This is a genomic window from Arthrobacter sp. StoSoilB5 (genome assembly GCF_019977235.1).
GTDB lineage: Bacteria > Actinomycetota > Actinomycetes > Actinomycetales > Micrococcaceae > Arthrobacter.
In genome coordinates, this window is record NZ_AP024646.1 from 4,656,724 (window position 1) to 4,671,841 (window position 15,118).

The following is a 15,118-nucleotide window of genomic DNA, read 5'->3' on the forward strand; positions in this document are numbered from 1 at the left end:
TCGCATTAGTGGTTCTATGAGCCCTCATTGCAAGCACTAATGCCGGTCAGTCGTCCAACCGCACCCCGCGCAGCAACAGCATCGTTCCGCCCACTGCGACGGCTGAGGCAAGGAAAACTCCCGCCGCACCGAGACCTACCGCCACAACACCGATGACGCTCGGCAGGACAACTTGGCCCACTCTGTTCCCGGCGAGCCTCAAGGCCAGCGCGCGTCCCCGTTGCCCTTCGGGCGCTTGGGCTGAGAGCCAGGACATGGTCAGCGGTTGTCCGATTCCCAGCCCGAGGCCCAGGAATGCCATGACAATGAACAGCAGCCATACGGGCATCGGAATGGCCGCTACCGCCAGCGAGGCCGTGGAAACCGCAAGGCTCAGGACCAGCAACCTCATCCGTCCCAACTTCCGGGACATGTTGCCAAGCCCAATTCGGGAGACCATCGAGAACCCGGCGCGAACAGTCAACATGAGACCGACTGTGGCCGCAGTCAGGCCCCGTTCAGCGCCAAGCGCAGGCAGGTAGACCACCGTAAGGTCCACCACTGCCAGCACCGTGGCGCTCGTTGCCAATGCCCGGACCACGCCCGGCGTTCTCAACAAGGACATGGCGCCACCCTTAGGGCTGTCCGCTGTCTTGGCCTTGCTCCTCCGGCCACTGACTCGGCCGGAGATAACGAACGTGGTCAGGAACAGCACCAGGCCCATGCCGACGGACAGTATGAAGATGGCCTGCGTATTAGGCCGCACAGAAGCGCCGCCTACCAGCGAAATGGCCAGCGGACCAAGGGCCTGGCCCAGCGAGGCTGCGAACGTCAGGTACCCGAAGGCCGAATCGAGCCGGGTGGAGTTCGCATTGTTCGCAACCACCGCCTGCTGCCCCACCACGCAAGCCAACTGCCCGGCGCCAAGAAGCGCAGTTCCGGCCACCAACGCGGGAACGGACGTTCCGAAGAACAGCAGAAAAGCGGAACAACCCAGCACGACGGCGGACCCGATCGCCATGAGCCGACGCTCACCGAGGCGATCCACCAGTCCGCCAATCGGCAGCGCGAGGAGTAGTGGGAAGACTGCGTAACTGGCAGCGAGAAGACCGAGTGCAAACCCGGGGACATCGAGTTCCAGGGCCCGGTAGCTGGTGGCTGGCCGTACCAGGAAGGTGACGGCCTGGATGAGGGCCGAGTGGATCAGGAGTGCCGTGGACGAGCGTCGTCCGAGTTCGCCGATCATTCGACCACAAGGCCCGCGCCTGAAATGGCACGCATCGTCTCGTCACGGGCGGCGATGACGTGCTCGAACGCGATCTTCGCCGCCTTGTCTGGCTCCTTTGATGCGATGGCTTCCACGAGTACGCGGTGATCGGCAAGAGCCTGTTCCCGGCGCTCACCGGAATTGTTGGTGAAATGCCGGTATCTCTCAACCTGGCTGGAGATCTGGTCATGGAAGCGTTGTGCCCACGAATTCCCGGCGATACCTGCGATGGTGGCGTGCAGTGTCACCCCGTATTTCATGGCTTCATCAGCGAATCCCACCATGGCCGCATTTCGTTCAAGGATGCCCTGCAGCTTTTCGATATCGTCCGCCGTCGCCTTGGCACACGCTTCGCGGGCCATCAACGATTCCAGTGCTGCCCGAACGTCGTACAGTTCGGCAATCGCCGTCTCATCCAGCGCCGGAACCACCACTCCCCCGGTGGCTTGCTGCTCCAGGAGGCTCTCCGAAATCAAGCGCCGGATAGCTTCCCTCAGCGGGGTACGGCTGACTTGCAGCGCGGTAGCCATGGCGGGCTCGTAAACGCGCTCACCTGGTTTGAGCTCCAGGCTGAGAATCCGGCGTTTCAGCTCGCTGTAGACGACGTGTGCCCCGGTGTTCCGTGGTTGTTGATGGGCCATGGGGGCGTCCTTGGGCTAGAAATGTGTACTTGTATACATCTATACACCGTGAGGAAACGCGTTCCAAATCTCCGTGCATGAGGCGCGCAGATCCTTCCCTAGAGGGTTGGATCTGAGAGAACATCCGGGTTTTGGGGCTCTGATCTGAGAGAACATCCGGGTTGCCGTCCCCAATCGGATGCTCGCTCACATCCTGACGCCATTTCCCGAATGCTCGCTCACATCCTGACGCCATTTCCCGGATGCTCGCTCACATCCGTCCGGTTCCAGACGCAAAAAGGGGACCAGTTCAACTGGTCCCCTTCGTCGCATTCATGGGCTGCTGGGCCGCGGGCGTCGTTAGCCGCGGCAGAGCTCGCCATACTTGGTGCCGGCTTCCTGGTAAGCGGCAGAGAGCTCGCCCATCTTGTTCTCGCGGTCTTCCTTCGCCTTGGCGTCCGTCGGCTCTTCCTTCACGAGTTCATCCGAGTATTCAAGGATGGCCGTGACCACGGGCTTCATCTCGTTGGAGGCAACGGATTCAATGGGGCGGATGGCGTTTGCGACGCGAATGGTCGCGGTCTTGCTGGCGTTGCTCGGGAGGCTGGCAACGGCGACACCCACCCGGTCACACGTTTCGGCGGTGGTCAGCTGCGGCGAGGAGCAAGCTGATGCCGTGGCAAGCAGCCCGGCAGCGATCAGGACAGTGGTGAGTTTCTTCATGATTCCCTCAATAGTCGGCGCGTCCCTTCGATTGTAAACAGAGCAAGGGCGAGGCCGCGCATTGGGACCCGTATCGAACAGCACCCCTCCCTGGCCTAGGCTGGAGAACATGGCGATCATTCACAAGGCAACCCTGTCCCCGTCCAAGCTCGAACTCATCGCTGGTTACCTGCCGACGCAGCCCTGGTTCATCCAGGATGGCGCCCCGGAGCTCGTTGGGGCTTACCGTTTTGACGACCCCGCTGGCGAGGTCGGACTCGAGACGCATGTCGTCGCCGCGGGAGAACGTATCTACCAGGTCCCCCTGAGCTACAGGGGTTATGAACTGGCCGGCGCTCAAGAATGGCTCATCGGCACCATGGAACACTCCGTCCTCGGCAAGAGGTGGGTCTATGACGCCTGCGCCGATCCCGTTTATGTCAAAGCCCTCGCCACGGCAATCCTCACGGGCCAGGAAGAAGCCGCACTGATCGTCGACGGCGAGCGTGAGCCCCGGCCCAGCACGGTTAACGTGAAGGGAAGCGGAACGCTCGACGCCGGTGTTCCCGCCTTAAGTGCCTCGGCCCCGGTATCGGGCAGTGGCGTGACCATCATTGACGCAGGTGAGCTTCGCTTGAAGGTTGCCCGGGTTGTGGATGTCGCCGCTGAGGTCCACAGCGAGTTGATCCTCACCGGCAAGTGGGCCGGTCTGGAGAACCCGGTGGAGCTGGCAGCCCTCGTGCATTCCTAAAGGGGCACCGCGCCTAAAGGGCATTGTGTTGGGGCACCTGTTGGTCCAGCAGCCCTCGGCGTAGTCTGGCAACGGGGCCATCTACTCTGTGAAGGGTTCACATGTACAAAGCACAAAACATCATTCCCGCAGTCCAGGACCTCGCCGGCGAGTGGGTGAAGCATGCTGCTGAGGGCACGTCGTCACAAGCGGATGCAGTTGTGGGATGGGCGTTGTCCCGGATCAATCATGCCGATGTCCCGTCAGTGGTGCACGGCGTCATGCTCACGCTGACTGGAAACCGTAAGGCCGCAAAAAGGGCTCAGCGTACAGCTGCCAGAGCCGTAAAGAGGACAACGCAGACTTTGAGTCGGCGAACCAGTCAGCGGAGTTCACGCCGTGGCGGATGGCTGGTTGCCCTTGCTGCGGCTGGCGTCGGGGCGGGCCTGGTGCTCGCATGGCGGATGATGGTGCCTCCCGGCGAGCCCGTCCCTGCCAAGCCAGCGACGCAGACGACCGCTTCCACCCAGGGCGACCCCGCTGCGTCGTCTACGGAAGTGCCCCCGGAGACGTACTGAAGCTGCCGGATCTCTGCCGTATTAGTCCGGCTTGCCGTCTTCGTGTCGCCGTGTCCTTCTCCTGAGGACCATCCGGCTGAACAGTAAGTAGGCGCCTGCTCCTGCCAGCAGGAATCCGACCACACCCACAATGACGAGTTGCGTGATGATGCCGGCAATGACCATCGCGAAACCGGCCAAAACTGTCAGGACACCAAAAACTGAGCGCGCCACCGCACCGCGCGGGCGCCCCGACTTCAGCTGAAGGTCCAAGTCAGGATCCGATGAAGCGAGATCCCTCTCAAGCTCTTCCAAACTCCTGCGTTCTTCATCCGACAACGACATCGGAATCTTCCCTCACTACACGAGCATGGGACGCTTTCCAGCGCCTACACGCCAACCACCAGCACGTGCCCTTCTTGCCGTGCTATGACTTTATTATCGTCCTTTTGTGGCCACTATCCACAGCTGAAGCCAGCCTGAACAGACCTACCCGGCTTTGGGTGCCGGGGCCGTCTCGTTGAGTACGCGCAGCGCGTTGAGCGTACGGGGGTACCCGATATAGGGCAGCAATTGCGTGATGACGTCGAGCATCACCCCGCGGCTGTTTCCTACGTTCAGATTGGCCATAACGTGCCCCTTGACCTGTGGCTCGCAGCCGCCAAGGGAAATGAGCATGGACAGTGTGAGGAGTTCACGCGTGGGAACGTCGATGCCGGTACGTGTCAGAAAATCACCGAAGCAGTTTCCCGCCAGGTAGTCCTGGAAGTGCATCTCATCAGCGGAAGCAGCGGCACGCATGTCATCGATGCGTTCTGCGCCTGCGATCTCCCTCTGGATAGCCAGGCCTTTCTCCCCCCGGTCTTTCGGCGTGGTGGTGGACTGGCCCGTCACCGGCAGCTCCACCCCGTACTCCTTGAGGATTTCGTTGGTGGCGTGCAAGAAATCGGAAACTCTGCCCATGCCGACATACGGGACTGCTTGGTAGACAAGTTCCTTCACCTCTACCGGGGTCACCCCCACCGTAAGGGCGGCGCCTAGCAACGCGCAGTACTCTCCCAGTCCTTGCGACGCGATAAGAGAGGCGAGCTGAACCATGAGCCTCGTCCTGGTTTCCAGTTTTCCGTGACTCAAAACCTCGTCGAAGGCGAAGTTGTTGAAAACCTCCACGAGCTCGGGGTCGGTAACAGCCAAGGCGGGCAGCTGACCGGGGAAGAGTTCGTCGTGATTGCGTTGTGCGGTTTCGCTGGGTGCCATCGTGGGCCTCTCTTTCATTGAATCATTAGGCGATGTCATTGCCGGCCACGGGCCTGGGCCAGCGCACATGGATACGGCGAGGGCGAACCGTCCGGAGATGGGTGTCTTACGGGGGCGAAGCGGCGATTTGGCTGGTATTGCTGGTTGAGGTCACCTATCAATGACACTCCTTTTGGTGGCGGCGCGGGAGTGTCCCCTGTTACAGGTTCCGGGAGTACCTCCCTCGCCCGCAGTGGGGTCCCGTGCGGGTAAGCGCCGGAGCATACTGGGGGTATGAGCGACCGCGAAGATTTCCTTGCATGGGTCACGTCCGATCTGCGACACGCGGAACTGGCCCTCCACAACGGCGACCCGGCGCCACGCCGGGCGATTTGGTCCCGCAACGAACCGGTCAGTGTGCTGGGTGCGTGGCGCAACGCGTTGGGGCAGCATGCCCTGAACGACCTCTTCACCGGCCTTGGGAAGAGCTTCTCCGACTGCCTCTCATATGAGTTCGAATTGCAGTCATACGACGTCGTGGGAGATATGGCCTACACCGTAGGCCTGGAGCACACCTCGGCGTCCGTCAACGGTGAACCGCGAACATATGTCTTACGAGCCACGCAGGTTTATCGCCGCGAGGACGGCGGGTGGAAGGTGGTGCACCGGCACGCCGACACCGTGACGGGGTAGGGGCCTTATTGCTCAGGCCGCGGCCTCCACACCACAACGGCTTGCGACCGCCCACGCGGGCGCTGACCGCGGGCCAGGCTGACGACGTCGCCGGCTGCTCCCGCTGCGAAAATGCGGGTGTCCAAGGGGCTCCGGCGCCGGGTCAGCTCTTCTGTCAACTCGGCTACCCGGAATTGCAACGCAGCTACTTGGTTTTCAAGGTCCAAAATGCGCTTGATGCCTTCCAGCGAGACGCCGGACTGCGAGAGGCGCTGAACCTCCCGCAGCTTGTCGACGTCGTTCTGGGAGTACCGCCGGGACTTCCCAGGCGCGCGGCTGGGCGAGACGATGCCCAAGCGGTCGTACTGGCGCAACGTCTGCGGATGCATGTCGGCAAGCTCCGCGGCGACGGAGATGACAAAGATCGGCTGGTTGACGTCGATTGCCATGACCGTCTCCTTACAACCGGGCCTTCGCGGCCAGGTCGTGACGCGGGTTGGCATCGGTGGTCGCGGCAGCAAATGCCTTCACGGCCTCCTCCGCTTCCTTGTTCAGGTTCTGGGGAACGGCGACGTCGATAGTCACCAGAAGGTCACCGGTGGCCTTGGACGTCTTCACGCCGCGGCCCTTGACCCGGAGGGTGCGACCCGACGGTGTCCCGGCCGGGACGCGAACCTTGACGGTGTCGCCGTCGAGCGTTGGAACCTCGATGGTGGCGCCCAGCGCAGCTTCGGCGAACGTGACGGGAACGTGGATGCGGATGTTGTCGCCGTCGCGCTGGAAAAACTCGTGCGGCTTCACGTTCACCGTGATGATGAGATCGCCGTTGCCTGCCGGACCAACGTTGCCCTTGCCGCGTTGCCGGACCTTCTGCCCGTCTTTGATGCCCGCAGGGATCTTGACGTCGATCACGTGGCCGTTGCTTTCCCGCAAGCTCACCGTGGTGCCCTTGATGGAACCGGCAAACGAGATGGACGTCGTCGCAGTGCGATCCGAGCCCTTCTGCGGTGCCCGCTGGAACCCGGTCTGGCCTCCACCAAAGCCGCCACCAAACAGGTCAGCAAACTCCGGAGGAATACCGCCCGCACCCGAAGGCTGACGCGCGCCACCACCAAACAAACCACCGAACAGGTCCTCGAACCCGCCGTTGGCCCCGGCACCACCACGCCCGGCCCCCGCACCGGGAGCGAACCGGGCACCACCCATTGCACGGATGGCGTCATACTGCTGCCGGTCCTCAGGACTCGACAAGACAGAATAAGCCTCGGAAATGTCCTTGAACTTCTTCTCAGCAGCAGCATTCCCGGAGTTGGTATCCGGGTGATACTGCCGCGCCAGCTTGCGGTAAGCCTTCTTGATATCCGCGTCGGACGCGTCCTTGGCGATACCAAGGATCGCGTAAAAATCCTTTTCAACCCAGTCCTGGCTGGCCAAGAGCGTTTCCTTTCGTTGGGGAACGAGATGGCAGTTCGTGCCAATGTTTTACTCAAACACTGTCACAAACTGCCATCTCGAGAGGGGTACTAGGCCGGAACCGCGACGATGACCTGGGCCGCACGCAGGACCCGCTCGCCGGAGCGGTATCCGGAGCGCAGCACTTGGCTGACCGTGTCAACCTCGATGTCTTCGCCGGGCTGCTGGATGAGTGCCTCGTGGATGGTGGGGTCGAACTCGACACCCGTTTCCGCGATGCGTTCCAGTCCGTACGTCTTCAGCGCGTTCTCCAGCTTGGTGGCGATGGCGGCGAAGGGGCCGTCTTCGAGGTCACCGTGCTGGCGGGCGGCGTCGACGTCGTCCAGCACCGGGAGCAGGGAGTTCAGGACGCCGATAACGGCCATTTCCCCTGCTACGGCGCGGTCGCGTTCGACACGCTTGCGGTAGTTGACGTACTCAGCCTGAAGGCGAAGGAGGTCGTTGCGGAGCTCCGCTGCCTGGGCTTCAGCCGCGGCGCCGGAGGCTACCGACTCCTCGGCCGGGACCTCTACCCCGTTGAGGATTTCCTCAGCCTGGGACAGAGCGTCGCCTTCCGTGGGGGCGGCGTTGCCTTCGGTGGGAGCAGCAGCTTCGCCTTCGGGGTGCCGGGCAGCCCCGGTTTCCGGGTCAACCTTGCGGTTGTCCCGGATTACGGGCTTGCGCGGCTCGTTTCCTTCAGAGTGCTCTGCTTCGTTGCCGTGGTGGGGCATGGCTACTTCTTCGCTTCGTCTTCGTCGATGATTTCAGCGTCGACGATGTCTTCGTCGGAAGCTGTCTTCTCGTCGGCCGGAGCGCCTTCAGCACCGGCACCCGGAGCGTCAGCTGCCGCTGCCTGCGAGTAGATGGCCTCGCCGAGCTTGGTCTGGGAAGCCTGCAGCTTCTCGAACGCAGTCTTGACGGCGGCGTCGTCGGTGCCTTCCAGCGCGGACTTGAGGGCGTCGACGTCGGCCTTGACCTCGGTCTTGACCTCTTCCGGCAGCTTGTCGTCGTTGTCGGCGATCAGCTTGTCCACCGAGTAGGCGAGCTGCTCAGCGGAGTTACGGGTGTCCGTAGCTTCGCGGCGGGCCTTGTCCTCTGCGGCGTGCTCCTCGGCTTCACGGACCATGCGGTCGATGTCTTCCTTGGACAGTGCCGTGCCGCCGGTGATGGTCATGGACTGTTCCTTGCCCGTGCCCTTGTCCTTGGCGGAGACGTGGACGATGCCGTTGGCGTCGATGTCGAAGGTGACCTCGACCTGCGGAACGCCACGGGGTGCCGGAGCGATGCCGGTCAGTTCGAACGTGCCCAGCGGCTTGTTGTCGCGGGTGAATTCACGCTCGCCCTGGAAGACCTGGATGGCCACGGACGGCTGGTTGTCGTCTGCGGTGGTGAAGGTCTCGGAACGCTTGGTGGGGATAGCCGTGTTGCGCTCGATGAGGTGCGTCATGACGCCACCCTTGGTTTCGATGCCGAGGGACAGCGGCGTGACGTCGATGAGGAGGACGTCCTTGCGCTCGCCCTTCAGGACACCGGCCTGGAGTGCAGCACCGACGGCTACAACTTCGTCCGGGTTGACGCCCTTGTTGGGCTCCTTGCCGCCAGCAAGTTCCTTGACGAGCTCGGAGACGGCGGGCATACGCGTGGAGCCACCGACGAGCACGATGTGATCGATGTCGGAGACCTTGATGCCGGCTTCAGCGATGACGTCGTGGAACGGCTTCTTGGTGCGGTCCAGCAGGTCCTTGGTGAGGTCCTGGAACTTGGCACGGGTCAGCTGCTCGTCCAGGTGGACCGGGCCGTCGGGGGTGACGGACAGGTACTGGAGGGAGATGTTGGTGCTGGTGGAGGAGGAGAGTTCCTTCTTTGCCTGCTCTGCAGCTTCGCGGAGGCGCTGGAGGGCGATCTTGTCCTTGGAGAGGTCGATGCCCTTGATCTTGAGCTGGCTCAGCAGCCACTCAACCACGCGGTTGTCCCAGTCGTCGCCACCGAGGCGGTTGTCACCTGCGGTTGCGCGGACCTGGATGGTGGAGAAGTTGTCTTCGTCCTTGCCAACCTCGAGGAGGGAGACGTCGAAGGTACCGCCACCGAGGTCGAAGACCAGGATGAGTTCGTCTTCCTTGCCCTTGTCCAGACCGTAGGCCAGTGCAGCCGCGGTGGGCTCGTTGACGATGCGGAGGACGTTGAGGCCTGCAATTTCGCCGGCTTCCTTGGTGGACTGGCGCTCGGCGTCGTTGAAGTATGCCGGAACGGTGATCACGGCGTCGGTGACCTTTTCGCCCAAGTAGCTCTCGGCGTCGTTCTTGAGCTTCATGAGGATACGCGCGGAGATTTCCTGCGGCGTGTACTTCTTGTCATCGATGGCGACAGACCAGTCAGTGCCCATGTGGCGCTTGACGGAAGCGATGGTGCGATCGATGTTGTTGACTGCCTGGCGCTTTGCGATTTCGCCGACCAGGACTTCGCCGGACTTGGAGAACGCAACGACCGACGGCGTGGTGCGGCCGCCTTCTGCGTTGGCGATGACGGTGGGCTCGCCACCTTCAAGGACAGAGACCACGGAGTTAGTGGTTCCGAGGTCGATACCTACTGCACGTGACATATCTTGTTTCCTTTCAATGGCCGATGTTCGAGATTGCCTCCCGGCACCGGTCCGCTGGGCGGCTGGATTATCGGGAGCCCACTCAACAATCGGCTAGTTGAGCGTTCTGCACTCAACTGTACTCAGCCTTGCTTCAAAGTCAATCCAAAGTTGAGTCCAGTACGCTCAACTTTGAGTTTCACGGTTGGAAGAATGCCGGAATCACGCGAATGGAAAGGCTGGTTTCGCCTACGGTGAACGGGCAGACCGACGCGACTATCCGAGTGTTCAGCATCTGGTTTTTCGGCTTCCCGTCACGAAGTGCTCAGTAAATGCACCTATTTCGTAAAGGGCTGCAACTAAAGAGCAACCTCGTCAGGGTCCCGGCGGACCCGAGCGCAGCGCGGAAAGTAGATGAGATGGCAGAACCTCAGGAACCACGTGTCCAGGCGGCAGATCTCTGCAGGAGGCAGCCCGCGCCGTCTGACCTTGCGTTCTCACAGACGATCGCCACCGTTCTGGCGTACATCGAGCGAAACGTCAGTGTGCGGATCGTCGGGCAACCGGGCAGCGGCCGAACCACGGTCGCCCATCATGCCGCGTCAGCACTGAAGAAGTCCGGCGCAAGAGCCCACGTCATAGGCGCGGTGGCGCCGCATGGGGGCCGCCCGCACTCCTCTCCGTTGCACTTCGGATTGGATCCTCAGCATGGACTCCGCAGTGACCTCACAAGCGCCGCAAGCGTTCTGGAAACCTCTTGTAACCAAGTTTTGATAGTTGACGACATCGGCCATCTTGACGGTCAGTCGATGGCATTCCTGCAGGCAACGCGACAAAAATACGGATGCCTGCTGATTGCCACAGCGTTGGAGGGCGAACGAGTTTCAGGAGGTCAATCTGCGCTCTTCGATATAGGTACGGAAGCAATCGTCCAAATCGCGCCAATGCAGTTCGAACAAGTGCACGCGTTTCTTGAACAAATGCTGGGAGCCGCACCCGCCAACGAAACCACTACCAGGATTCTCGCCATGTCCGGCGGCTACCCGAAAGTTGCGATGCGCGTTGCCGACACTGCCCGACTAAGCGGTCTCCTTGTCCTCCGACGAGGACAATGGCACATCGCCGGCGATTCACTTTGGAACCAACACTTGCGCGGAACGGTTGAGGGGCTACTGAAGGACCTCGAACCTGAGGAGTACAGCGGTCTTCGAACGGCCGCAATTATCGGAAATGTGCCGATGGACGTACTGGAAACCGTGGTTGACAACCACATTCTTGACGAATTGGAACGGCGCGGCTTCCTCCGAACAGTCGATGGCCACAGCGTCAACCCGCAGGCTGCAATTAGTCCGCAAGTCATAGTCGATTTCTTCCGACGAGACGCCACTCTTAGGGAAATACGAGCACTCCGAGGCTCGATCGCCCCCTTGGCGCATCCGTCGCAGACAAGCAGCCTCCCCACGGGTGATCCCGGTCAGAACGTCGCAACCCCTGTGACTGAAAATTCGCAAGGGCGAACGTTCGGGACCCTTACGGAGCGGGAGACCCGTATCGCTTCCATGGCTGGTCTTCAGACCAACATTGAAATCGCAGAGCAGTTGGGAATCAGCCCCAGAACGGTCCAAAATCACATCTACAACGCTTTCCGCAAGACGGGGATGGAATCCCGACGAGCCCTCTATGTCCTGGTTGCCAACGACGGAGGGGCTCACCGAGCAAAAGGGTAAGCGTCACTCCGGCGGGCGGGCGACACTGATATCCGCGTGTCCCCCGCGAATTTGGGTGGCGTCAGGTGTTTGGGTGTCGTCAGGGGACCGGCCCAAGGGCGGCTCGGGTTTGTACACCCACGCCACGAGCACCACGGAGATGATCATCAGCAGGAACCATGCAAGGAGCTTGTCGATCGAGACCGCCTGCCAGCCTTTCAACTGGTTCGGGTACAGCCACGCGTGGGACCACGTGCCGATGTTCTCGGCGAACCAAATGAACAGTGCCACCAGCAGGAAAGACACCAGGATGGGCATCCGGAAGCGCTTACGGAACACGCGGAAGTGCATAACGCAGCGGCCGTAGACGAGCACGACGGCGGCAAGCAGCACCCAGCGCGCGTCAAGGATGTAGTGGTGCGAGAAGAAATTGACGTAGATCCCGGCCGCCACGATAGCTGTGATCCATCGCCACGGATAGCGGTCGAAGTGGAGGTCAAAGAGCCGGAAGACACGAACCATGTAGGAGCCCACGGCCGCATACATGAAGCCACTGAACAGCGGAACACCACCGATCCGGAGGAAGCCCTCGGCCTCGTAGGACCACGAGCCCACGTCCGTCTTGAACAGCTCCATGACGGTCCCCACCGCATGGAACAGCAGTATCACCCGCAATTCGCGCAGCGTCTCCAGCTTGAAACTGATCATCAGGATTTGGATGACGACGGCGGCGATGGTCAGGAAGTCGTTTCTGGCCAGGCTGGCGTCGTGCGGGTACCAGAGGCGGACTGCGATGATTACCGCGAGCAACGCTGCACCGAACACGCAGGCCCATGCCTGCTTCAGTCCGAACACCACGAACTCGGTCAGTCGCACGCGGAGCGGGCCCCCGCGGGCATGCTGCAGATAACGGTGCGCAAGGTCATCGATGGCTTGTTCCACCGAGGTCGAATTACGCATTGCCAGCCCTGCCACTGCTCTTGGCCGGAGTGGTCTCCAGACGGCTCAGGTAGTAGTCCCTGGGCCAGTGCCGTATCCGCTGCGGAAGCCGGGGATAGACGCGACCGAGCCACCGCATTGTCCGCTCGAAGCGGCGGTCATCACGGGGAGTCCACTCCAAGCCGAAGCCTTCGCGGAGGTGATCAGGAAGCAGGCCAGCGGTCAGGAAGCGGGCAAGGGGCATGGCCAGGCGTATGAGTGCCGGCCCACCTGCCGGATACAGCAGGTCCTCGGCTACCTTGCGGGCTTTTTCATCTGGTCGCAGCCGATCCACGTGCGCCGACCAGTATTCAGCGAAGGCCGCACGATCGGCGGGCCACATATCCGCTGGAAGCTGCAGAGCCGTCCCGATACGCGCGTAGTCGAGGTACATGCGGTCGGCGGTATCGTCGTCGAGCTGTCCGTGCACCTGCTCGTACACGGTGACGGCGGTGTCGTACAGGGTGGCCACAACCCACAGCTGAGATTCGGGATCGAACGCGTTGTAGCCCTTTGTGGCATCATCAGGGTTCCGCCGCACCGGAGCATGGGCGCGGTTAACGGCGCGGCGAACCGCGGCAACTTGCTCGTCTGTTCCGTAAACAATCGCGTAAACGTAAGTCAGCGTGGCCCGGAGGCGATCCTGCGGCCTTTGGGCAAAGTCGCTGTGATCGGCGACGCCGTGACCAACCCTGGGATCCGCGACCTGGAGGAGGATGGCACGCCCGGCACCGGCGAGCAGTATGCCCTCCGCGCCGATGTCAGCAAGCCCTCCACCCATCTTGATACTTTATCGTCTGCATCTGGTCACAGACCCGCTGGTCACAGCCCCGCCATGCCCTGGAGTACGAGCAGCTGATGTTCGAACAGTTCGTCGCGCGCAGCAAACGTATCGGCCCCATACTGGCCAAACACTTCGAAGCTGACAGCCCCGAACACCGACGTCCACGCCAGCACGCCCCGCGCGAGCGCGGCGTCCGGCACTGTGAGGCCCAGTTCAGTCCGGATGTTCGCCATGTCTGCTGCCAAAGCTGGTGGGATGACGACGGCGGGAGTCACCTCTGCGTTCAGCGCACCAGCCGTGTACGCGGCGTCGAAAATGCCCACCAAGCGAAGGATTACCCGCGTTCCCGGTCCCGTGGTGCGCTCCCCCGGCGCTTGATATCCGGGCACGGGACTTCCGAACAGCAGTGCGTAGCTGGCCGGTTCGCGCAACGCCCACGCACGAACCGCCTTACCCAGGGCACGGAACTGGCTGGCAAAATCATCCTCAGGGACCGCCGCTACGGCTGCATCCACTTCGTCGCCGAGCTCGTTGTAGCAGTCGATGAGCAGGAGCGTTAGCAGCTCATCGCGGTTCTCGACGTAGCGGTAGACAGCGGACGAGACCACGCCAAGGTCCCGTGCCACGGCCCGCAGCGAGAGGGCAGCCGCGCCATGGACCGCCAAATGCTCGCGGCCCAGGCGCACAATATCGGCGATGGTTTGAGCACGTGCCCGCTCGCGGGGAGTTGGTGGCTTGGGTGTCTTCTTCAAGGTTCGATCGGCGGCGTTCACGGCTCCAGCTTGCCACAAACGAGAGCGCCGTCAACAAACGAGAGCAGTGCTCTTGACTTTAGAGAAGTTTGCGATCATTCTGGATTTTGAGAGCAGTGCTCTCGCTTTAGCCATCACATAGGAAGAGCGCCCACCATGTACGTCGTCACAGGAGCAGGCCCCGTAGGTTGGACCGTCGCCGAACAACTCGCCGACCAAGGACACGAAGTCCGTCTTCTGACCCGCTCGGGAAGCGGGCCCGATCATTCCCGCATTGAAAGGATGCGCGTGGACGCCTCCGATCCCGCCCAACTCAGCCAAGCGGTTAGCGGCGCCGCCGCTGTTTTCCACTGCATCCATGGATCGACCTACCGTGCCGCAGCCTGGGCTGCCGAGCTTCCCCAAGCCGAGCAAGCGGTGATGGATGCAGCGGCAGCCGCGGGCGCCGTCGTCGTCTTTCCCGAAAGCCTCTACTCTTACAGCGAGCCGGACAGCGTGCTGACCGAGGCGGGACCGCGGGAGGCCCCAGGGGGCAAGCGCGGCGTCCGGACCCAGCTGCTGAGGGCGCGCACTGCTCACGAAGCGAATACGGTGAGCGTCGTGGCCGGTGACTTCTTCGGTCCCCGCGTGAGGATGGCACATGCCGGCGAGCGGATGGTGCCATTGGTTCTGGCGGGGAAAACGGTTCAGGTCATGGGGAGCGCTGACCAGCCGCACTCCTTTACCTACGTGCCCGATCTCGCAGCAGCCATGATCGCGTCAGCCCGGAATCCGAAGCTTTGGAACACCGTGCTGCACGCACCCACGGGCCCGGCCTTGACGCAGCGGGAGCTTGCCAGCACGCACGCAATGGCCGCGGGTGTGGCCATTCCAAAGATGAGCGTCCTGCCTGGCTGGGTGCTGCGAACCCTGGGCGTGTTCTCGACGGACATGCGCGAGCTTGCCGAGATGCTGTACCAGTTCGAGCGGCCGTTCATCATGGATTCATCGCGCAGCCAAGAACTCCTGGGCTTTGAGCCAACGCCCCTGCCGGAAGCGGCAGCAGCGACTGTGGCGTGGTGGCGGGATGCTGTTCCGCAGGCCAAGTAGCTGCAGCGTGCGCAGG

17 protein-coding genes are annotated in these 15,118 nt (G+C 62.2%); 5 read left to right on the forward strand and 12 right to left on the reverse strand.

The annotated features are described in order from the left end of the window. Positions 1-46 precede the first annotated feature (46 nt). The 3 genes from LDN75_RS21085 to LDN75_RS21095 form a co-directional block, all read right to left on the reverse strand. Entirely contained in the window at positions 47-1,225 is a 1,179-nt protein-coding gene (locus tag LDN75_RS21085) for an MFS transporter (RefSeq protein ID WP_223934629.1), read from the reverse strand. Next, a complete protein-coding gene (locus tag LDN75_RS21090) occupies positions 1,222-1,887 on the reverse strand; it encodes a GntR family transcriptional regulator (protein ID WP_223934630.1) in 666 nt (221 codons plus the stop codon). Before LDN75_RS21090 ends, LDN75_RS21085 begins: the two co-directional genes overlap by 4 nt. Positions 1,888-2,226: 339 nt before the next feature. Further along, entirely contained in the window at positions 2,227-2,589 is a 363-nt protein-coding gene (locus LDN75_RS21095; protein ID WP_223934631.1) for a hypothetical protein, read from the reverse strand. A gap of 109 nt (positions 2,590-2,698) precedes the next feature. Between LDN75_RS21095 and LDN75_RS21100 the strand changes: the two genes are divergently transcribed. Both LDN75_RS21100 and LDN75_RS21105 read left to right on the forward strand, forming a co-directional pair. Next, a complete protein-coding gene (locus LDN75_RS21100) occupies positions 2,699-3,319 on the forward strand; it encodes a hypothetical protein (RefSeq protein ID WP_223934632.1) in 621 nt (206 codons plus the stop codon). Positions 3,320-3,420: 101 nt separating this feature from the next. Then, positions 3,421-3,876, forward strand: coding sequence for a hypothetical protein (locus LDN75_RS21105; protein ID WP_223934633.1), 456 nt, complete (start codon positions 3,421-3,423; stop codon positions 3,874-3,876). Between the two features lie 21 nt (positions 3,877-3,897). Here the strand turns inward: LDN75_RS21105 and LDN75_RS21110 are convergent, their stop codons facing one another. Beyond that, on the reverse strand, positions 3,898-4,200 hold the full coding sequence (locus LDN75_RS21110) for a DUF3040 domain-containing protein (RefSeq protein ID WP_223934634.1): 303 nt from the start codon (positions 4,198-4,200) through the stop codon (positions 3,898-3,900). 144 nt (positions 4,201-4,344) lie between these two features. Beyond that, positions 4,345-5,112 (reverse strand): carboxymuconolactone decarboxylase family protein, encoded by a 768-nt coding sequence (locus LDN75_RS21115; RefSeq protein WP_223934635.1) that lies wholly within the window; start codon positions 5,110-5,112, stop codon positions 4,345-4,347. A gap of 273 nt (positions 5,113-5,385) precedes the next feature. On the opposite strand from LDN75_RS21115, the gene LDN75_RS21120 reads away from it, so the two are divergent. Beyond that, positions 5,386-5,784, forward strand: a complete 399-nt coding sequence (locus LDN75_RS21120; RefSeq protein ID WP_223934636.1) for a nuclear transport factor 2 family protein — start codon at positions 5,386-5,388, stop codon at positions 5,782-5,784. Between the two features lie 5 nt (positions 5,785-5,789). Here LDN75_RS21120 and LDN75_RS21125 read toward each other — a convergent pair whose 3' ends face one another. The 4 genes from LDN75_RS21125 to dnaK form a co-directional block, all read right to left on the reverse strand. Continuing rightward, the gene (locus LDN75_RS21125; RefSeq protein ID WP_223934637.1) at positions 5,790-6,212 is read right to left on the reverse strand and encodes a helix-turn-helix transcriptional regulator; all 423 of its coding nucleotides are present in this window, start codon (positions 6,210-6,212) and stop codon (positions 5,790-5,792) included. 10 nt (positions 6,213-6,222) lie between these two features. Beyond that, on the reverse strand, positions 6,223-7,197 hold the full coding sequence (locus LDN75_RS21130) for a DnaJ C-terminal domain-containing protein (protein ID WP_223934638.1): 975 nt from the start codon (positions 7,195-7,197) through the stop codon (positions 6,223-6,225). Positions 7,198-7,286: 89 nt separating this feature from the next. Then, positions 7,287-7,946, reverse strand: coding sequence for a nucleotide exchange factor GrpE (locus tag LDN75_RS21135; RefSeq protein ID WP_223934639.1), 660 nt, complete (start codon positions 7,944-7,946; stop codon positions 7,287-7,289). Between the two features lie 2 nt (positions 7,947-7,948). Then, a complete protein-coding gene (gene dnaK / locus LDN75_RS21140; RefSeq protein ID WP_223934640.1) occupies positions 7,949-9,814 on the reverse strand; it encodes a molecular chaperone DnaK in 1,866 nt (621 codons plus the stop codon). 398 nt (positions 9,815-10,212) lie between these two features. Between dnaK and LDN75_RS21145 the strand changes: the two genes are divergently transcribed. Then, positions 10,213-11,520: a LuxR C-terminal-related transcriptional regulator gene (locus LDN75_RS21145; protein WP_223934641.1), complete on the forward strand. Its 1,308-nt coding sequence runs from the start codon at positions 10,213-10,215 to the stop codon at positions 11,518-11,520. A gap of 3 nt (positions 11,521-11,523) precedes the next feature. Here LDN75_RS21145 and LDN75_RS21150 read toward each other — a convergent pair whose 3' ends face one another. From LDN75_RS21150 to LDN75_RS21160, 3 genes are read right to left on the reverse strand one after another with little or no spacing between them, the layout of a single operon-like run. Continuing rightward, entirely contained in the window at positions 11,524-12,459 is a 936-nt protein-coding gene (locus LDN75_RS21150) for a DUF817 domain-containing protein (RefSeq protein WP_223934642.1), read from the reverse strand. After that, positions 12,452-13,258, reverse strand: coding sequence for an oxygenase MpaB family protein (locus LDN75_RS21155; RefSeq protein ID WP_223934643.1), 807 nt, complete (start codon positions 13,256-13,258; stop codon positions 12,452-12,454). The genes LDN75_RS21150 and LDN75_RS21155 overlap by 8 nt, the downstream gene beginning before the upstream one ends. 41 nt (positions 13,259-13,299) lie before the next feature. After that, complete coding sequence (locus LDN75_RS21160; RefSeq protein ID WP_223934644.1) at positions 13,300-14,034, reverse strand: TetR/AcrR family transcriptional regulator; 735 nt, start codon at positions 14,032-14,034, stop codon at positions 13,300-13,302. 135 nt (positions 14,035-14,169) lie between these two features. Between LDN75_RS21160 and LDN75_RS21165 the strand changes: the two genes are divergently transcribed. Continuing rightward, positions 14,170-15,102 carry an NAD-dependent epimerase/dehydratase family protein gene (locus tag LDN75_RS21165; RefSeq protein WP_223934645.1) on the forward strand — a complete coding sequence of 311 codons (933 nt, stop codon included), beginning with the start codon at positions 14,170-14,172 and terminating at the stop codon, positions 15,100-15,102. Positions 15,103-15,118: the final 16 nt, after the last annotated feature.